Origin of the sequence: Mesorhizobium sp. M1295 (genome assembly GCF_040318135.1) — a bacterium.
GTDB lineage: Bacteria > Pseudomonadota > Alphaproteobacteria > Rhizobiales > Rhizobiaceae > Mesorhizobium.
Map to the genome: position 1 here is coordinate 62,470 of NZ_JAMYLU010000008.1, position 19,005 is coordinate 81,474.

18 protein-coding genes are annotated in these 19,005 nt (G+C 60.3%); 9 read left to right on the top strand and 9 right to left on the bottom strand.

What is annotated here, in order from left to right:
• The first annotated feature begins 149 nt into the window (after positions 1 to 149).
• Both NKH29_RS13595 and NKH29_RS13600 read left to right on the top strand, forming a co-directional pair.
• A complete protein-coding gene (locus tag NKH29_RS13595) occupies positions 150 to 1,274 on the top strand; it encodes a DUF2333 family protein (protein ID WP_352999826.1) in 1,125 nt (374 codons plus the stop codon).
• Positions 1,275 to 1,769: 495 nt separating this feature from the next.
• Entirely contained in the window at positions 1,770 to 3,110 is a 1,341-nt protein-coding gene (locus tag NKH29_RS13600) for an ISNCY family transposase (protein ID WP_352902988.1), read from the top strand.
• 187 nt (positions 3,111 to 3,297) lie between these two features.
• Here the strand turns inward: NKH29_RS13600 and NKH29_RS13605 are convergent, their stop codons facing one another.
• Positions 3,298 to 4,305 (bottom strand): AI-2E family transporter, encoded by a 1,008-nt coding sequence (locus NKH29_RS13605; protein ID WP_352999828.1) that lies wholly within the window; start codon positions 4,303 to 4,305, stop codon positions 3,298 to 3,300.
• 288 nt (positions 4,306 to 4,593) lie between these two features.
• Positions 4,594 to 5,904: a hemolysin family protein gene (locus NKH29_RS13610; RefSeq protein ID WP_352999830.1), complete on the bottom strand. Its 1,311-nt coding sequence runs from the start codon at positions 5,902 to 5,904 to the stop codon at positions 4,594 to 4,596.
• A 522-nt stretch (positions 5,905 to 6,426) separates the two neighbouring features.
• On the opposite strand from NKH29_RS13610, the gene NKH29_RS13615 reads away from it, so the two are divergent.
• On the top strand, positions 6,427 to 6,714 hold the full coding sequence (locus tag NKH29_RS13615; protein WP_352999832.1) for a DUF1402 family protein: 288 nt from the start codon (positions 6,427 to 6,429) through the stop codon (positions 6,712 to 6,714).
• Positions 6,715 to 6,797: 83 nt separating this feature from the next.
• On the opposite strand, the gene NKH29_RS13620 is transcribed toward NKH29_RS13615, so the two are convergent.
• Positions 6,798 to 7,709, bottom strand: a complete 912-nt coding sequence (locus tag NKH29_RS13620; RefSeq protein WP_352999834.1) for a transcriptional regulator GcvA — start codon at positions 7,707 to 7,709, stop codon at positions 6,798 to 6,800.
• A 179-nt stretch (positions 7,710 to 7,888) separates the two neighbouring features.
• Here NKH29_RS13620 and NKH29_RS13625 point away from each other — a divergent pair, with 179 nt between their 5' ends.
• Entirely contained in the window at positions 7,889 to 8,029 is a 141-nt protein-coding gene (locus tag NKH29_RS13625) for a DUF1127 domain-containing protein (RefSeq protein ID WP_352999942.1), read from the top strand.
• Positions 8,030 to 8,114: 85 nt separating this feature from the next.
• Here the strand turns inward: NKH29_RS13625 and NKH29_RS13630 are convergent, their stop codons facing one another.
• The 3 genes from NKH29_RS13630 to NKH29_RS13640 form a co-directional block, all read right to left on the bottom strand.
• Positions 8,115 to 9,332, bottom strand: coding sequence for an MFS transporter (locus NKH29_RS13630; protein ID WP_352999944.1), 1,218 nt, complete (start codon positions 9,330 to 9,332; stop codon positions 8,115 to 8,117).
• A 105-nt stretch (positions 9,333 to 9,437) separates the two neighbouring features.
• Entirely contained in the window at positions 9,438 to 10,853 is a 1,416-nt protein-coding gene (gene chrA, locus NKH29_RS13635; RefSeq protein ID WP_352999836.1) for a chromate efflux transporter, read from the bottom strand.
• Positions 10,854 to 10,868: 15 nt separating this feature from the next.
• A complete protein-coding gene (locus tag NKH29_RS13640) occupies positions 10,869 to 11,846 on the bottom strand; it encodes a chromate resistance protein ChrB domain-containing protein (protein ID WP_352999838.1) in 978 nt (325 codons plus the stop codon).
• Between the two features lie 109 nt (positions 11,847 to 11,955).
• Here NKH29_RS13640 and NKH29_RS13645 point away from each other — a divergent pair, with 109 nt between their 5' ends.
• From NKH29_RS13645 to NKH29_RS13655, 3 genes are read left to right on the top strand one after another with little or no spacing between them, the layout of a single operon-like run.
• Positions 11,956 to 12,927, top strand: coding sequence for a Fe-Mn family superoxide dismutase (locus NKH29_RS13645; protein WP_352999840.1), 972 nt, complete (start codon positions 11,956 to 11,958; stop codon positions 12,925 to 12,927).
• Complete coding sequence (locus tag NKH29_RS13650) at positions 12,924 to 13,394, top strand: chromate resistance protein ChrB domain-containing protein (RefSeq protein WP_352999842.1); 471 nt, start codon at positions 12,924 to 12,926, stop codon at positions 13,392 to 13,394. Before NKH29_RS13645 ends, NKH29_RS13650 begins: the two co-directional genes overlap by 4 nt.
• 39 nt (positions 13,395 to 13,433) lie before the next feature.
• Positions 13,434 to 14,321 carry a DUF1259 domain-containing protein gene (locus NKH29_RS13655; RefSeq protein ID WP_352999844.1) on the top strand — a complete coding sequence of 296 codons (888 nt, stop codon included), beginning with the start codon at positions 13,434 to 13,436 and terminating at the stop codon, positions 14,319 to 14,321.
• Between the two features lie 138 nt (positions 14,322 to 14,459).
• Here NKH29_RS13655 and NKH29_RS13660 read toward each other — a convergent pair whose 3' ends face one another.
• Together NKH29_RS13660 and NKH29_RS13665 are read right to left on the bottom strand one after the other, a co-directional pair.
• Entirely contained in the window at positions 14,460 to 15,173 is a 714-nt protein-coding gene (locus tag NKH29_RS13660; RefSeq protein ID WP_352999945.1) for a HoxN/HupN/NixA family nickel/cobalt transporter, read from the bottom strand.
• 162 nt (positions 15,174 to 15,335) lie between these two features.
• The gene (locus tag NKH29_RS13665) at positions 15,336 to 16,226 is read right to left on the bottom strand and encodes a class I SAM-dependent methyltransferase (protein ID WP_352999845.1); all 891 of its coding nucleotides are present in this window, start codon (positions 16,224 to 16,226) and stop codon (positions 15,336 to 15,338) included.
• A gap of 146 nt (positions 16,227 to 16,372) precedes the next feature.
• Here NKH29_RS13665 and NKH29_RS13670 point away from each other — a divergent pair, with 146 nt between their 5' ends.
• A complete protein-coding gene (locus NKH29_RS13670) occupies positions 16,373 to 16,984 on the top strand; it encodes a TetR/AcrR family transcriptional regulator (RefSeq protein WP_352999846.1) in 612 nt (203 codons plus the stop codon).
• A gap of 112 nt (positions 16,985 to 17,096) precedes the next feature.
• Here NKH29_RS13670 and NKH29_RS13675 read toward each other — a convergent pair whose 3' ends face one another.
• On the bottom strand, positions 17,097 to 17,741 hold the full coding sequence (locus tag NKH29_RS13675) for a DUF1007 family protein (protein WP_352999848.1): 645 nt from the start codon (positions 17,739 to 17,741) through the stop codon (positions 17,097 to 17,099).
• A 359-nt stretch (positions 17,742 to 18,100) separates the two neighbouring features.
• Here NKH29_RS13675 and NKH29_RS13680 point away from each other — a divergent pair, with 359 nt between their 5' ends.
• The gene (locus tag NKH29_RS13680; protein WP_352999946.1) at positions 18,101 to 18,889 is read left to right on the top strand and encodes a sulfite exporter TauE/SafE family protein; all 789 of its coding nucleotides are present in this window, start codon (positions 18,101 to 18,103) and stop codon (positions 18,887 to 18,889) included.
• The last annotated feature ends 116 nt before the right edge of the window (positions 18,890 to 19,005 follow it).

Consider the following 19,005-nt stretch of genomic DNA (forward strand, 5'->3'; position numbering starts at 1 on the left):
GGAGCGAGGCATCCTGTGCCGATAACTATGCAAGTTCAAAACTGGCAAGGATGGTCTATCCAGCGCGACGTTCTGAAAACCACATATTTGAGAGACAAGGTGGCGTTTCGCACACTACTGCTTGACAGACTAACGGGGGCGACATCGCCATGCTCGATCCGATCGTGAACTTCATCACCCGCATTTTCCAGGGGATCGGCCGCGGCATCGGCCTGTTGATCGGCGTGATCCTGTGGCCATTCCTGTGGGCCGGGCGCTGGTACACGCAACGCGGCTGGATCCTGAAGGCGGTGGTCGGCCTCGCTTTGCTCGTGTTGATCGGTCTCTATGCCAATTTCTTCTACGCCACCCAGTGGTGGAACAAGTTCGATCCCAACTACGTCGACAAATACACTCTCGAGAACCGCAACGTCTCGGCCGGTGAACAGGTGGCGGCCGGCGCCGGCACCGATACCGCCAAGACCTGCGAACACTCGGGCATCGCCCAGATAGCGGCCGACCTCACCGATCTCAACGTCAACCAGAATGCCTGGGTCTCTTCGATGATCCTCTACAAGGTCGGCCTGTTCGGCATCGACTGGGATCATACCCCGTTCATGGACAACAAGGCCTCGCTCCAGCGCGGTATTAACCAGGCGGTGCGGCGCACCGCCACCGAGCTTGCCGACAATCTCGGCCGCGTGCGCACGACATCGCAGATCGACGCCGATCTGCAGGATGCGCGTGGCAATCTGCAGTTCGACGAGGAAACCTGGTATTTCGGCCTGAACCCGTTCGGACCGAAGACGCCGACGCCGAGCTATTATCGCGATGCCGTCAACAAGCTGCGCTCCTTCAACGCCCGCCTCGCCACCTGCCAGGCGACATTCGATGCCCGCGCCGACAATCTCAAGCAGTATATCGACCGCATCTCCTCCGACATCGGTTCGACCTCGGCGATCCTCAAGGAGCGCGCCGAAAACCACAACAATGGCTGGTTCGACTTCCGCGCCGACGACCGCTTCTGGTTCGCCTATGGCCAGCTCTATGCCTACTACGGCTTGATGAAGGGCGCCCAGGCCGATTTCGAGGACGTGATCAAGGAAAAGCATCTCGGCAATCTGTGGGACACGATGGATGCGCAATTCGTCTCGGCGCTGCGCATCCAGCCCCTCATCATCGCCAATGGCCGCGAGGACGGCTGGCTGTTGCCGAATCATCTAACGACTATTGGCTTCTATATGTTGCGCGTGCGCTCAAACGTGGTCGAGATCAGCAACGTCCTTGCACAATAACTCGGTGGATGGAGCGTCGCCACGTGGCTATGACATCAATTGGTCCCGGCAAGAACTGGCCTGCTGGGCATCGAAGCATGCACCCCACCGGCCAAAAGCGGAAACAAGCCGATCGACTACGACAACACCCTATGCCGCCAACGTCACAAGATCGAGAACATGTTCGCCAAGCTGAAGGACTTGCAGCGCATCGCGCCCAATTTGACCGCTACGCACACACCTTCTTCTCGGCAATCTGCATCGCAGCCGCCGTCGCCTTCCGTCTTAATCAATGAGGCTGACGCTAGCTGGCCTGTTAATCAGACCACGAGGATATCATCGACGCGACCGGTTTCGTTCGATCGGCATTCCAATCCTAGATTAGTTTCCGTCCATAAACGGCAAACGATTGATTCTGTTGGATGAATCGCGGCTTTGCGCGAGCAAGGCCCGGCGGTTTCAGGTATCTTGGATCATGCCACTGATTCCAAAGCCTTGCCACCGCCGGAGCCGACAATGCGCCAAGAACGCACCGTCCAAGCCAGCATATTCGATCTTTTCGCCACGCACGAGATCGGTCACGAGTTGAAGGCGATGTCGCAATGGCTGGATGAGCATCGCGACCTTCTTGGCTTGGTGGCGCGCGATTTGGTGCGGGTCGACGTCAAGGCCACCGGACGGCAGGGCCTGCCTGCCGAAGCGGTGTTGCGCTGCGCGATCCTCAAGCAATACCGGCAACTGAGCTACCAGGAGCTGGCGTTCCATCTTGAGGACTCCGCTTCGTTTCGCGCCTTTGCTCGCCTGCCTTTGTCATGGAGCCCGCACAAGTCGGTGCTGCAAAGGACCATCAGTGCGATCCGGTCCGAGACCTGGGAGCAGGTCAATCGGGTACTGCTGTCGAGCGCTCGGCAGGCGAAGCTCGAAGATGGCGCAGTCGTGCGGCTGGACAGCACCGTGACCTCGGCACTCATGCACGAGCCGAGCGACAGCAGCCTGCTTTGGGATGCCGTGCGGGTCATGGTGCGCCTGCTGAAGCGGGCTGACGCCTTGGTCGGCGGTGCCGGCTCAGCATGGCGCGATCATTGCCGCGCAGCCAAGAAGCGGGCTCGCAAGATCCAGTTCACGCGCGGTCGACCCAATCGGGTCCAACTCTACCGCGAGCTGATCGCAATCGCCCGTGCGACCTTGACTTATCTGGAGCAGGCGAGCGAGCGATTGGTACTGGCGAGCACACCGTCCATCGCACTGTGGCAGCTCCAGGTCCGTCACTATCGGCCGCTGGTCGAACGCATCATCAGACAGAGCGAGCGGCGGGTATTGGCCGGCGAGCCGGTGTCGGCCGGCGAGAAGCTGGTCAGCCTGTTCGAAGAGCATGCCGATATCATCGTCAAAGGCAGCCGCGACACCGAGTATGGCCACAAGCTCAACCTGACCACCGGCAAGAGTGGAATGATCCTCGATCTGGTGATCGAGAAAGGCAACCCGGCCGACAGCGATCGATTGCTGCCGATGCTGGAGCGTCACATAGGCATTTGGGGTCAGGCGCCACGGCAGGCAGCAGCCGATGGTGGCTTCGCCACGCGCGACAACCTGGCCACGGCGAAGGCGTGGGGCGTCTCCGACATGGCCTTCCACAAGAAAGCCGGCCTCAAGATCGAGGATATGGTCAGAAGCAAGTGGGTCTATCGCAAGCTGCGCAACTTTCGCGCCGGCATCGAAGCTGGCATCTCGTGCCTCAAACGCGCTTACGGCCTGGCGCGCTGCACTTGGCGCGGCCTTGATCACTTCAAAACCTACGTCTGGTCCTCGGTCGCGGCCTACAACCTCGTCCTCTTCACCCGCCTCAGGCCGACCTGATATCAGCTCGGCATCGCAGCCGTCCCGCCGGCAGAGCCGCCGGCAATGGCGTGCGTCCGATCGTTGCCAAGCACTGCATTTTGTCGATCATCAACTATTCCTGACCTGTCCATGCCCGTCAACGGCGCTTCCGGTCGGATCCAAGCGATTGCAAATGCTGCGAAATACCGGCGTTTATGGACGGAAACTAGATTAGCCCGCGCATCGTGAGTTCAGCCTTCAGATAGGCATAATAGATCGGCGCGGCGACAAGACCCGGCATACCGAACCAGGCCTCCATGAAAACCATCGCCAGAAGAAGCTCCCAGGCACGCGCATTGATCCGCGTTCCAATAATCTTGGCGTTCACGAAGTATTCGAGCTTGTGAATGACGATGAGAAAGGCAAGCGAGCCGAGCGCTGCAAGGAAGGAGATGCTGAGGCTGACGACGACGATCACGGTGTTGGAGATCAGATTGCCGATGACCGGCAGAAGGCCGGCGACGAAAGTCAGCGCTATCATCGTCCTGATGAATGGCAGATCGATTCCGAAGGACGGCAGAACAGCGACGAGATAGATCGCCGTTAGAAACGTATTCAAGGCCGAAATCCGGATTTGCGAGAACACGATGTTGCGAAAGGCCTTGCTCAGAATTTTGACACGATCCGCCAGCGCGATCGCCAGTGGGCCGGGCTCGCCCGATGGCGCCGCCGAGCTCACCGCGATCAAGCCGCCGATCACCATGCCGACGACAATGTGGACCACCAGGACGCCGACATCTCGCCCGACGAGTTGAAGCTGGCCGGCATGTTCGCGGAGCCACCGGGCCGCGAAGACTTCCAGTTCCTCGATATTCGACGGAAAATAGGCCATCGCCCAAGTCGGGAGATGGACACGCGCGGTATCGATGATCTCGGCCATCTTCTTGAGGAGCGTCACGACGTTCTCCGAACCGCCAGTCAATTGCGACACGCCGCTAAAGATAGCGGCGGCTATCAGGAGCGTGAAAATCAATGCCACCAAGGTCAGCGCAAGGCTTTTCGTCAGACTGTTGGAGACGCCGATTCGATGGAGCATCGGTGCGGTGAAATGAACGAGGTTGAACACGAGAAGGCCTGAAAGCAGTGCCGGAAGCAGGCCGAGCTCAAGAATGGCGACCAGCGCTATAAGCGCGAGCAGGCACGACGCGAGATAGAACCGTGAGAAAGGCAGCACTTTTCACCTGCTGAAGCAGCCAAGTCCTCTCCGGGTTTCCATTAGCTTTGATACCCGCTGAAGCGCAAGCGAACACGCGCCCAATACGTGTGTGAAGCTACCCGCCTACATTTCTTCCCGGTTTGCAGCTTGATGGTTGTCGTTCATACTTTGATCCATGCGACACGGTCGATCAGTCGAATTGGCATGTGCGCCTTCGGAACGCTCGTCTTCTGCCCGACAAGGCGTGAATCAATCGTCCCGACGGCAGTAAGAGACATGCGGCTGCCATCCTGCGCGATCATTGATTTAATGCCGAGCGAGCCGGCGTCCGCTGGGTAATTTGCTGGCCATGACCTTGTCGATGCGTCTGCCGTCGAGATCGACGACTTCAAACCGCCAGCCGTCCGCTTCGACCGTTTCGCCTGTCGCCGGCAAATGGTGCATGTGCGACAGGATGAAACCGGCAACTGTTTCATAATCGCGATTTTCTGGGAGCTCGATGGCAAGGTGATCACACATCTCGTCAACGGGCATATACCCCGCAAGCAGCCATGACCCATCCTCGCGCTGCACGGCGGCCGTTTCTTCCTCGGCTTCGAGATCGGCACGGAACACGCCTGTGATCGCCTCGAGGATGTCGGCCGGCGTCACAATGCCCTCGAAATGACCGTACTCGTCGTGGACCAGGGCCACAGGCACCTGTGCTCCTTTCAGTGTTGTCAGCACATCAAGCGCGTCCGCCTGGTCGTGCACGATCGGCGCATTCTGCAAGTGACGCCTGAGATCGACCTTCTGCCCATTGAGCATGCCCGCCAGTACCTTGCGGGTCTGCACGACGCCGATCATTGCATCGACCGTACCTTCGGCAATCGGCAGCAGAGAATGCTCCGTCTCGATGATCGCCTTGCGCACTCTCGTTTCTTCCCAGGTAATGTCGATCCAGTCCACATCGGTCCGTGGTGTCATAACGGCGCGCACCGCCCGGTCTCCCAGACGCATGACGCCCGCGATCATCCGGCGTTCGTCTGCCTCGATGGTCCCGTGATGCTCGGCTTCGGCAACCAACATTTTGATTTCCTCATCGGTGACTTTTTCCTTGGACTCGCCTTTTTGGCCTAAAAGCCACAGCAAACCACGACCGGAGAAATCCAGTAAAAACACCAACGGTGCGCCAATTTTCGCAACGACGGTCATCGCCGGAGCTACACGCATTGCTATGCCCTCCGGATTGCGAAGTGCAATCTGCTTGGGAACAAGTTCTCCCACGATCAGAGAGGCATAGGTGATGGCTGCCACTACGATACCGACACCCAAGGCGTCTGCAACGTTGCCGGGCACGCCGCTAGCGGCCAAGAGAGATGACAGGCGCTCGCCCAGCGTGGCGCCTGAGAACGCGCCGGAAAGCACACCCACCAATGTAATCCCTATTTGGACAGACGATAGGAATTTTCCGGGATCGGCACCAAGCGCCAGCGCGCGATTGGCACCCTTCAGGCCTCGTTCGGCCATACCTTTGAGCCGAGCCGGCCGCGCCGAGACAACGGCTAGTTCCGACATTGCAAGCAGGCCGTTGATGCAGATCAGGACGACGACGGTCGCGAGTTCAATGTAAAGCATAGCGAACGTTTAGCATCTGCGAAGCGGGAACGAAAAGGCGCATTCGACCACTAAGTTGCAGCGACCCGTAGCAAGGACCGACGGCAGATAAACCAATGCGACTGCTTGAGCGGAAGGTCGGACGAGCTCGTGCTACTGGACTGGTCCGCTGAGCCTGGACGGACGGGACCGATCATAACGTTTAGGGTGAAAAGCAACCTTCCAAGGGCGGTACGCTCGATCAACGCCAGACTCGTGTTCGAAGATTCGCAAGGCAACAGGTTGGCCGAGATGCCGGTCCCGCGAACGACTTGCTGGCGTCAGCACCAGCATAGTGACCGATACGTCACACCCAGGGCGCGATCATGCCCGGCGATCGCGGTCATGCGTTGACAACCGGCGTGCCACGCTGATTGAGCTTGAATGGTTCATACAGGAACGGGCGGCGAGCGTGGGTCTATACCCTGCTCCTCGGGATGACAGAAAAAAACCAAGCACGCGCTCACAGCGCTGACCGCCCTTGTCCTGGTTTTTGCCAACGGATTGGGCCTCGAAGCTCTCGCGAAGGGCCTCACGGTCGTTCCTCCCGGAAACCGGTTCGAGCAGCAGCCGCCGATCCCCGCAGCGGCAGCGAATAGGACCCGCGCCTTCAAGACGACTTACGACGCCAAGTACCACAAGATTCTGGCGTTGCTGAGTAACGATAAAAATCTCGTGCAACAGATCAAAGATGCAGCCACGGCTTATAGCATCGATCCGATCCACATAGTCGGGGCCTTTGTCGGCGAACATACCTACAACGTAAGCAGCGTCGATGCGGCGCAGACCTAGGACGTTCGCCCGTCGCAGAAGTCCTCGAACGATTGAGCCCTTGCGAATAACTTTTCCAACTGCTTGACCTTCACGATTCGATCTTAGGCCTCTGGACCGAGCGTTTTGAGGCGGCGCACATCATCGGCGGTCTCAGCCAACAGCCAGTCACGGAATGTCGTAATTTTAGGGAGCATCGACGTCGCCTTGGGGCAGACGATCCAGTAGGTCTTGGACAATCGCAGCGTCGTGGCGAACGGCCTTACGAGGCGCCCGTTGATGAGGTCCCAAGCCGCAAGCGTGGTGCGGGCGAGTGCGACGCCCTGGCCGTCGATAGCGGCGTCTATGACCATGCTGGCGCGGTTCAAGACTGGCCCATGGGAGAGTTCGGCATCGACCACGCCGGCGGCCTCGAGCCATTCCGACCAGTCCTTTCGGTCATCAAGATGCAGCAACGGAAAGTTCAGCACATCGGACGGCTCGCGCATCCGGCGGTGAAGTTTGGGACTGCAGACCACGAACAGTTGCTCGGAGCACAGGCGGACAACATCATGCCCCGCCCAATTGCCATCGCCATGCCGCACGGCAAGATCGACGTCCTCTCTAGCGAAGTCGACGTGATGCATGGTTGCGGAAATCCTGAGATCAATGTCCGGATGCGTCTCGGCAAACCTGCCAAGGCGGTTTACCAACCACTTGGCGGCAAAGTCGGGCGACGTGCTGACCGTCAACGCTCCGGCCCGAGATAGATGCTGGATGCGTTGCGTGCCGAGAGCTATACGGTCGAAGGCATCGCGGACCACCTCCAGATAGGAGAGGCCGGCCCGTGTAATGGTCAGCTTTTGACGTTCGCGATCGAACAGCCTGATACCCAATTCGAGCTCGAGCGCCTTCACCTGGTGGCTCACGGCACCCTGCGTCACGGAAAGTTCGTTCGCCGCCCTGGTGAAGCTCTCGTGGCGCGCCGCCGCCTCGAAGGCTTTGAGGGCGTTGAGTGACGGCAATCGGCGGGCCAATTTCGCACCATGTCATGAGAAAAATTAGGCCAAGCACGAGAAACCATGCTTTGCGCCCGCGGGCAGATTGGAGCATTTCCGCAGCACACGTCAACCAGTGCACTGCGGAAGGATGAGAAGTGTTGATTGAGACGCCGAGGCGTTCATCGCCACAGGCAATGGAAAATTTAGTGCGCTCGATGGCATCGGTGGCGCGCTGGATCGAAATCCATCGCCAACGGGAACAGCTGGCCGAACTCGAAGACCATCAGCTGGCAGACTTGGGTCTGAGCCCTGCGCAGGTTCGGAAGGAATGTGCAAAGTGGCCGTGGCAGGTCTAACTCGACTGAGGCCGATATCCTCACGGGCAGCGCACGGTCATCATTTCGCGTGTGGTTGCCACGTCGGGCAACGCACCTGCGTCTGCTACGGACCTTCCCGTCGTTCCTCCGGCGGGCGAACCTTGCGGAACATCGCAAGCAGAAGGATGTCGTAGACAATCTTCAAGGCGCCGGCGATGAGCAGCGGCCAACCGAAACCGGACATTGCGAGCAGCGAGCCGGCAAGCATCGGGCTGGCGGCAGCCGCGAGGCTGCGCGGGACCGCGGTGACACTCGCGGCTGCGGCTCGCTCACCAGGCGACACCACGGCCATGACGTAGGAGGTGCGGGTCGGTACATCCATCTGCGACAACGCGCTCCTGATCAGCAGAAGTACGAAAACGGGACCGAGGGTCGGCATGAAGGGAATGAGCAACAGGCAGAGACTGGATGGCAGGTGCGTAAACACCATGGTGTTCACGAGCCCGATCCGTTTGGAGATCTGCACGGCCACCAGATACGACCCGGCCGAAAGGATGCCCGTCAAGAAGAAGATTACGCCCGCGGCGACGAGCGATAGGCCGAACCGTTGGAAAAGCCACAGAGCCAACAATGACTGAACCACGAAGCCACCCGCAAAAGCGTCAAGGCTGAAAAGCGCAGCGAGCGTGAGGACGATGGCTCGAGACTTGCCCAGAGGTTCCGCAGGCACCGCACCCGCATCGAGCGGCTCGTCTGGCAGCCGACGGTAGAGCAGCAGCGCTCCCACCCCCAGAGAAGCATAGAGCAGGAAAGCGAATTGGAGGGCTTGCTTGATCTCCAGGCCGACAACCTGTCGGAGGATATCGGGTGCTCCAGCCGCCAGAGCACCGACGGCTCCAACAAGTGAACCGACAAGGCTATAGCGGGCAAAGAGCGCGGTGCGGTCGCGATCGGTGACGCTATGCGCAAGCTGTGCATGTTCGAGCGGCAGAAACACGCTGACGTCGCCGGAGGATGGATTCAGCGTTCCGACGAATGCGACCAGGAGCAGCGGCCAGAAATCCTGGACGAGCCCGAACGCAAGCCCCGTTAGAACCATCAGGCCCGCTGCTGCGATCAGCAGCGAGCGGCGAGAGAACCGGTGCGCGACAAACCCGACAGACAATGTGAGCGCCGCCGATCCCGCCAGTGTTGCGGTGGCGAGGCTTCCGATCTCAAAAGCGTTGAAACCGAGCGCTGCCAAATAGGCAGGAAGCAGAAGACTGACGAGCCCGTCGCCAAACGCCCGCAATCCCCTAGAAGCCAGCAGATAGGCCGCCGCCGGCCGGGCCCCGGGAGGCAGGAGCGCAAACTTGTGTTTCGCCACTTTTCCGCGCAGTTGGTTCGCCGAACTTTGAGCGGTCAAATCTGCCTCCTGCCGGGCGAACGGTCACTCCGACGGTACAGTTTAGATCGATCCCGTCACGACGCCGTAGAGCACGCCAAGGAGCGAGCATGCTGCGAGCACCTGGATCATGCCGATCTTGAAACGAAATACCGCGAGCAGCGCACCGAGCGTCAGAACCAGCGAGGGGATGTTGACAGAGTTGAACACCGGCACGTCCAGCGTCATGCCCAGCCAGCTGACCTCACGCAGTTCGCGGAACAGCACATGAAGCGCGAACCACACCGCCAGATTCAAGATCACCCCGACCACCGCCGCCGTGATGGCAGACAACGCTGCGGATAGGGCTTTGTTGCTGCGCATCGTTTCCATGAATGGCGCGCCTAGGAATATCCATAGGAAGCAGGGAACGAAAGTGACCCAGGTCGTGAGCAGGCCGCCGAGCGTTCCGGCGACAAGGGGGCTAAGCACTCCCGGCGCCCGGTACGCTCCCATGAAGCCGACGAACTGTGTGACCATGATCAGCGGGCCTGGCGTGGTCTCGGCCATGCCGAGGCCGTCCAGCATTTCTCCTGGCTTGAGCCAGCCGTAGTGCTCGACGCCCTGCTGTGCAACATAGGCGAGCACTGCGTAGGCGCCGCCGAAGGTGACCATCGCCATCTTGGAGAAGAAGATGGCGATGTCTGTGAAGACGTTGCCTTGCCCAAGCAGCATCAGAAGTCCAAGGACAGGTACCAGCCACAACGCCAGAAAAACTGCCGCGATCCTCAGCGACCAACTAACTGACGGTCGCGCGTGGGCCGGCACCCCTTCGCCAAGCGCGGTATCGGCGTCGGCGACCTGCTTGCCGCCGACCTTGCCATGACCGTTGCCCGAGCTGAAGGAAGCCCAGCCAACTCTACCGCCGCCGAAGCCGATGATACCGGCGATCAGGATGACCAGCGGAAACGGCGCATGGAAGAGAAAAAGAGCCAGGAAGGCCGCTGCCGCAAGCCCGACCATGACATTGTTCTTGAGCGCCCGCCTGCCGATGCGCAAAACCGCTTCGAGGACGATGGCAAGGACTGCGGCCTTAAGGCCGAAGAAGAGGGCCTGAACTGCGCCGACGTTGCCGAAGATGGCGTAGATCCAGCTGAGCGCCATAATGGCGACCGCGCCTGGCAGTACGAACAGGATTCCGGCGACGAGGCCACCTCTGGTCTTGTGCATGAGCCAGCCGATGTAGATGGCCAATTGCTGCGCCTCCGGACCGGGGAGCAGCGTGCAATAGTTCAGCGCATGCAGGAACCTGGTCTCGCCGATCCAGCGTTTTTCCTCGACGATGATCCGGTGCATCATGGCGATCTGACCGGCCGGACCGCCGAAGCTGAGCGCGGCCACACGCGCCCACACCCGCGTGGCCTCAGCAAACGAAATGCCATGGCCGGGGGTCTCGGTTGGTTTGTTTGGTGCTGTCACGGTGCTCTCTGCATTGGCCATGATTAGTTCCTCGGGTCACCCGCGCTTCGAGCGGAAATATCGGTACAGGTTGTCGAACACCGAAGCGCCCTCGGCGATCCGTTGCTCGTCGCTCGCATGCGCCATCGCTATACCGGAGATCAGGCTGGCAATGCCCGTGGTTTCCTCGCGGCCGAACTTGCCGTCCTTCAGGTCGATGTCATGGACGATTTCGGCGATGGCCTGGAGTGCCGTATCGGTAATGCCGGCGCGGGCCAGCAGCACCTCGAAGCTGCAGCGGTCTCCCTCATGGGTGATTTCGCCCTCGAACATGTCGAAGCGCAATTCCCCCTCGTTCGGCACGTATCCCTTGCCCGCCACGAAGCGGATGATCGCGTCAGCATCGATGAAGCGACGGATCAGCCAGCTGCAGGCGATGCGGTCGACATGCACGTCCCGGCGCGTGACCCAGATCCGGCCCTTGAGCTCGCTCGGCTCGGCCGCCTTCTTCGGTTCCTTGGTCATGGCCTTGTCCTCTATAAGCTGTGCCTCGAGCTCGGCGATCAGTCCCTCGCTGGCGAGGCGACCGTTGGCGCCGAAGAAGTCGATCGTCACGACGTCCGCGAGCCGCTTGCGCAAGCGGCCGAGTTGCGGACGCGCTTCCGCATGTTTTTCCGATGTCGCATCGGTCTTGATCGCTGCGGCCAGATCGCGCGCTTCCTCGACGATTTCCGCGTAGTCGGCGTCACGGGCTGCGTCGAAGAGCGCCCTGACCTGGGCGTCCGACAAACCATCCACAAGGCGCGCCTCGCACATCATGGCCTCGCCGCCGCCAGCGACGATCTCCTTGAGAAGCCATTCGAAGTCCTCCTGCATCTCGGCATTCGCCGGCAGGGCGTAAACGGTGCTTTTGACTGCGACCGCGCCGATGCCTTGCAACCGTCGCCAGATCTTCACCCGGAAGTAGGCGGGTTTGCTTGGCAGTTGATGGATCAGGAGCAGCCAGCGCTGTTCCTGCGATTGCCCCTCACTCATAAGTGAACCGTATCACGAACAAAACCAAATGCAACACTTGTATCATTTTTCATTCGGGCATAGCGTTCGCCTCATCACGGATGGGCCGTGCCGCAGAGTGGGGGAACCGATGCCACACCAGATCATGCCGCTGCCATTCAAGCCGCCTCGCCTCGTCGGCCTCTCCGAGCGGCTGTTGGCAAGCCACTACGAAAACAATTACGGCGGTGCCGTTCGCCGCCTCAACGCCATCGAACAGCGGCTCGACGGACTCGACTGGGGCGCGGCACCCGTCTTCGACATCAACGGGCTGAAGCGCGAAGAGCTGGTCGCCGCCAATTCGGCAATCCTGCACGAGATCTATTTCGATGGGCTCGGTGGCTCCGGCGATGCCGGAGACGATCTCGCGGCTGCACTGGAGCGCGACTTCGGCAGCATGGCCGCCTGGCGCGCCAAGTTCATGGCTTGTGCGAAGGCGCAAGCCGGCGGCTCGGGATGGACCTTGCTCACCTGGTCGGAGCGCCGCGATCGGCTGACGATCCAATGGGCAGCGGACCATACCAACTGTCTCGCCGGCGGCATTCCGATCCTCGCACTCGACATGTACGAACATGCTTACCACATGGATTTCGGCACCAAGGCTGGCGTCTATGTGGATGCTTTCATGAAGAACATCCATTGGGAACGGGTCGCTGCCCGCCACCGCCGGGCCATCGCGCAGCGTGATCCTTCAACAGGATCGGCATCGGACGACACGGTTCCAGCGATCGCGCCAGAGGAACTGCGGGCGCGCCTCGATCAGGGAGAAGATCTCGTGGTGCTCGACGTCTGCCTCGCCGAGGATGTGGCAAAGCGCAGCGATATGCTGCCAGGGGCCAAGCTCCGAGCCCCCGAGAAGATCGCCGATTGGGCGGATGAACTGGCGAGGGACAAGCCGGTCATCGTTTATTGCGTCTACGGCTTCCAGGTCAGCGGTGACGCCGTCGCCGAACTGCGTCGCCGCGGCATCGATGCAAGTGCGCTTTCAGGCGGCATCGCCGCCTGGCATGCGATCGGCGCGCCGACCGTCCCGCTGATACTCAAGGAAGGAGATGAACCATGAAATGGGTTACCCGCGAACGTCCGGTCATCGACCGCATTGCCTGCCCCTGGCTGATTGCGCGCTTCATCGACAAGGATCCGGAGTTCCTCTTCGTGCCGCCCGATCAAGTGATCCCTATTGCCCAGGAGACGGGCGCGACGCCATACGACGTGCCCGGCGTCGAATTCACCCATGTCGGCGACGGCTGCAGTTTCGATACCTTCGTCTCGAAATACGGCCTCGAGCGCGACCCGGCGATCGTGACCATTGCCGCGATTGTGCGCGGTGCCGACACCGACCGGCATGACCTGACGCCGCAATCGGCCGGCCTGCTGGCGATCTCCATGGGTCTGCGGGATGTGACTCCCGACGACCACGAAGTGCTGAGGCACGGCTTCGTCATATACGACGCACTCTATGCCTGGGCTTCGCGCCGCAAGGGGGAGACGCACAACTGGCCGCCAGCCTCGAAACCAGCAGCCGCATGACGAATTGGGCGATGGGGGCAGATCACAAGGAGAAATCCCATGCACGCAAAACTCATGACCGGCGCAACGCTGATTGCGATGTCGGCGCTGCTCCAACCGGCATCGGCGGCACCCGATTGGCAAACAATCGCACAGGCGCTCGGCAAATCCGGAGCCGAAATGCCTGGCGGCGTCTACCGGGTGGGCTTGCCACGAACGGACCTGAAGGTATCGCTCGATGGCATATCCCTGAAACCAGGATTTGCGCTCGGAGGCTGGATCGCGTTCGAACCCCTGGGGAAACAGGCCATGGTCATGGGTGACATCGTCTTGACACAGGACGAGGTGAACCCGGTCATGACGAAGCTTGAAGAAAGCGGGATCGAAATCACCGCGTTGCACAACCACTTGCTGCGCGCGGAGCCGATGACACTCTATATGCACGTCTTCGGCCAAGGCGACCCAGTCACGCTCGCAACAGCGCTTCATGCCGGATTAGCGCTGAGCAAAACACCGATGGGAGGCGGCGCCCAGCCGCAAGCCGCTCCGCAGATCGAGTTCGACGCCGCCGGTGTCGACCAAGCCATGGGCTATAAGGGTAAGGCCAATGGCGCGGTCTATCAGTTCACGATTCCGCGCGCTGAGCCGGTCGAGGAAAATGGAATGGAAGTGCCGGCGGCCATGGGCTCGGCAATAGCGATTAATTTCCAATCGACAGGTGGCGGCAAGGCGGCGATCACGGGTGATTTTGTGCTGACGGCAAAGGAGGTCGATCCGGTTATCAAAGCCATGCAGCACGACGGCATCGAGATCACCGCGCTGCATAGCCACATGCTCGATGAGCAGCCCCGGCTCTTCTTCATGCATTTCTGGGCGAACGATGATGCGCAGAAGCTGGCGAAAGGTCTGCGCGCAGCCCTCGACAAAGTTGCGGTCAAGAAGAGCTAGGTCGGCCTCTGGCGAGCTTGCAACGCGGCTCGGGCAAACGGTCACGCTGAGTTCGGACGGATGGCGCTATTGCGCCGTCCAGCCCGCCATCCATCGGCGAGGCCACGCTTTACGTCCGGCTGTCTGCTTGAACGTCTTTCAGCGCGCAGAGATTTGCCAGATGGCTACACCGGCGAGCACAAGGCCTGCCCCGCCTTCGATAGAGCGGGAAATGATATCGAACAGGCGCGGCCTGCTGTCGAAAAAATGTACGAGACGCTCCCGAAACAGGATCGACAACACGGCTACGCAAGACAGCGTCAACGCCACGCCGACCATCATGGTGATTGCGAAGAGGATGCCGGCGACCGGAACGCCTCTGGATATCGCGAAGGTCATCACAAAAAGCGTGAGTGGACACGGGATCAAGCCCGCCATGACGCCGACGGCCTCACCTTCATGCTTGTGGTGATGGCCATGGCTCAAAGCGCGCCAGAGCATCCAGACGCCGATCAGGCCGAGCAGGCCGCGACTGACATCTTCCAAAAGCGGCGCCCGGCCAACGCTACCCAAAGCAATCGAGACCAGCGGCAACGAGAGGGCTGCGATCAGCACGGCTATCGTCACATGCGTGAACGAGAGTGTCAGCGACACGAGAAGGCCGCGCGAAACCTTGGCATCCGAACCGGCCAGATACGTCGCCAGCACGGCTTTGCTATGACCTGGCGTCAGAGCATGCGCCGCACCAAACAGCACTCCCATCGGCAAGAAGGCCATGAACGCCAGCCAGTCGCCGCCCGCCGACAGCAATTTGATCTGCTCGGCCAGCGCGAGGTAGATCGTGCGCTGAAACTCGACAAGGGTTTGGAACATCATCCGCAGGTCAATTCAAGGCACATGGCGAAGACTCACTTCGGGTTTCCTGTTCAGGCAGGACAGCTGCCATTGCAAGCAGGCCGAATTGGGACGTGCCAACGCCCATACGTGATTGTTCGCCTCAGAACGGGTCGCCATTCAGCCAGTGCCTGAGCATGATCACGGCGATGCCGGCGACGCCTGGCCTGGCTGGTCCTTATTCGTCGTTGCGCGAATGTAGTTCAGATTCTTCGTTCCGACGGTGGCGATATCGCTGACCTGGAATCCGCTCTCGGTCAGCAGTGAAGCGACCCAGTGCATATCGACATGACCATGCTTGTGGAGCCTGGGTAATCTGGACACCGGCCTGCCGAAATCGATGAGCAACAGCCGGCCTGCTGGCTTCAAGACGCGTGCTGCCTCGCGGACGAAGGCCGATCGAACGGGCTTCGACAGGTGATGCAGCATCAGCGTACCGACGACGATGTCGAATTGCGCGTCCTTGAAGGGAAGCTTCTGCGCCGTCCCGTTGACGAACGTCAGATCGAGACCGGACCGCTCGGCCTTGGCGCGCGCCCTCTCTATCATTTCGGCCGACGCATCGACGCCGGTGACGCTGCCGTCCGAACCGACCAGCCGCTTCGCGGCAATGGCAAGGGTGCCCGTTCCACAGCCGACATCGAGCATCGCTTCGCCGGGCTGGAGCTTTGCCGGGCGAAGCATGAGCTCGCGAAAGCGGCCCTCGCGGCCAAAGGTCAGAACGCGAGCAAGCAAATCATAGGCTGCCGCCCGGTGCAGGACGATGCCGATGCCCCTGTCGCTCGCGCTCTGCGCACCGTTGCCGACCAGCCCCCTGTGACGCAGGCTGCCCCACAGCGCCAATCCCGCGATCACCGCGAGGACAAGGCCGTGGAATACCGCCGTCCAGGCGCCGGCCTGAACATAGCCCATGCCCAATTTGGCGAGGACGAGGAAGCCTGCAACCAGCGACAGTTTGGCAAGCAGGGCCAACGCTATCACCCGCTTGCGCGAATGCGGTCCGTTGCCGGCGTGATGATCAGATGAATGCATGTCTGGCGACCTTCTGCTTCCTTGCGGCGTGCCCAAACCCGATTTGAGCTCCTGGACTTGGCGTATCATAATGGACACAATGTCTGGAAATGCTGTTGTCAGACACCGAACCGCCGAATGTCCGAAACCGGGCACTGTAGAGGGCCATGGCCATGAAAATCGAGCGTGCGGGCGAGCGGAACACGATCGATCGACGCGTCGCGCGGACGCGCGGCCTGCTGCAGGACGCGCTCATCGCCCTGATCCCGGAGCAGGGATATGCTGCTATCACCGTCGATGACATTTGCCAGAGGGCCAATGTCGGCAGGTCGACCTTCTATACACACTATGCCGACAAGGATGCTCTGCGCAGCGCGACAATCGAGGCGCATCTGCGGTCGATTGGCCGCAGGCGCGAGGCGGCAAGCCAAGAAACAGGTAGCCGCCTGTTCGAGTTCAGCCTGCCCATGTTCGAGCACGCCCATGCATTCCGACCGCTTCACCACGCATTGCTTGCAAGCAGCGGCAATACGATCCACGACGAATTGCGTGAGCGTATCCGGCGAGCCGTCCGGGAAGAACTCGTCGAGAAACGGATCGGCGATCGCGGCATGCCCGCCGAGTTCGCCATTCAGTTCATCGCCGGCGCATTTCTTGCGGTCCTCGCCTGGTGGGTCGCCACCGAAATGAACATTTCACCGGCACAGGCAGATGACCTGTTCCAGAGGATGGCGGGAAAAGGCATCGGCGCCTGGGGTATGCCACGCTCCGATTCATGAAAGGTGATGGTCCTAGGGCAGCGAGCCTGATCAGCTAGATGCCCAGCGCCAGGTAGATCGTTCGCTGGAATTCGACGAGGGTTCGGAACGTGGCGATCAGATCGACTCCGTGTCAGCCACACGTCAATTCAAGACGTGTAGCGAAAATCTTGCCGAGATCGGTCCCCGTCGGGTCACTGAAGAAAGCGTCCGTCAGGCTTTTCTGGTTTTGCGCTATGGCCGTGTCCGGATCGGGACGCACGACCGCACGTGAGCAGCCTTGCGGCAGACCCGCCACCGCAATCTTGTCGTCATCGGTAAAGTCGATTGCCGTGTAGAAGGTCGGATCGTAGACGCCGATGCTAACTTTTCCAGCAAGGGCCAACGGGTCCTTCGGCTGCGTCTCGAACTGGACGACGAGTTGATCGTTTTCATAGCTGACGCTGAATTTCGGCGGTGGCGCCATCGTCACGTCCTTGCCGTTCAAGGTCACCATTTGAAAGTAGTTATACTCGGCCAGCGATGCATGGACGGTAAGAGCGACTTCATCGAGTTCCTTTGCATCAAGGACAAGGTCGGAATTCTTGTCGAATTCCATCAGCACAGTGCTGGAAAAGAGGTCGTCGAAACGCCAGAGATGTCGAAGCGACTTGACCGTCTTGTCTGGGCTGACGGTCAGATCCAGCCTCGCCTCGGCGAAGACATGCGGATGGGCGCTCGCCGCCACGGCGGAAGCTAGCAACAGCGCCGCGCCTGATATGATGCCTGCCAGTCGCATTTTCACTCGCACTTCATCGTTTCCGGGTCAGGGAAGGCGTCTGCCATTGCAAGCAGGCCGAAATGGGACGGCCTCTCTGCGTGCCATCCATGCAGCGTGACTTATACCGGAGCAGCTACCCAAAGTCGCCCTTCAGCCAGTGGTTGAGCATGATCACCGCGATGCCGGCAAGGATTGCCAGCGCTATCATCCAGATGATCTTTTGCTTATCGCTCAACTTCCTTCTCCGGATCGATGCCGAGGAATGGTTCCTACCGCGAGTTCCTTGCAAACGCAAAAAAGACCGCGTCTCTTGCGAGAGACGCGCCATCGAGGATTGAGGACTGGAATTTCACACACCCTTGCTGCATATCGTCCGCATGGTCGAAAGACGCGGAATACTGGCATTTGTGGTTGGCGCTGTCGTCGGTTCGCTTGGCGGACTAATTGGCCTTGGCGGGGCAGAGTTCCGCCTTCCCTTCCTCATCGGGCTGTTCCGGTTTGCCGCTCTTGAAGCGGTAATTCTGAACAAGGCCACCAGTTTGGTGGTGGTTGCGTCTGCCCTTCCCTTCCGGGCCGCTACAGTGCCTCTAAGCGCCGTCGCGGCTCATTGGCCGGTCATTCTCAATCTGCTGGCGGGTAGCCTAGCCGGTGCCTGGTTCGGTGCGGGATGGGCAACAGGGCTCAAATCCGAAACGCTCTATAAGGTAATTGCCGCGCTACTGTTGCTTATCGCCCTCGTCTTGGTCTTTGGCCACGATCAGAGCTTAACAAGCCTGCCGCCTTTCAGCGGGCCGGCCTTGATCATTGCCGGGATCATCATCGGGTTCGCCATTGGCGTCGTGGCGTCGCTGCTTGGTGTAGCCGGTGGGGAACTGCTTGTCCCCACGCTCATCCTGCTTTTCGGGATCGACATCAAGCTTGCCGGGAGCATGTCGCTTGCGGTGAGCCTTCCGACGATGATGGTCGGTTTCACCCGCTATTCGCAGGACCAAAGCTTTGGCGTAATTGCGAGGAACAAATGGTTCGTGGTCCTGATTGCTGCGGGGTCGATTGTCGGGACATGGATCGGCGGCATGTTGTTGGGCATCGTGCCAGAGAAAGTGCTGCTGCCTCTGTTGGCTGCTATCCTCGTCATCTCGGCCTACAAGGTGTGGCGCCACGAGTAGCACCCTCGGAATCACTACCCTTGGTCGCCATCGGCCGCCTGTTCACCCCGATTAATCATCGGCTATCGAGCTTGCAATGATCATGCTCGACTTGATCCGGGACCTTGGCGACGTCA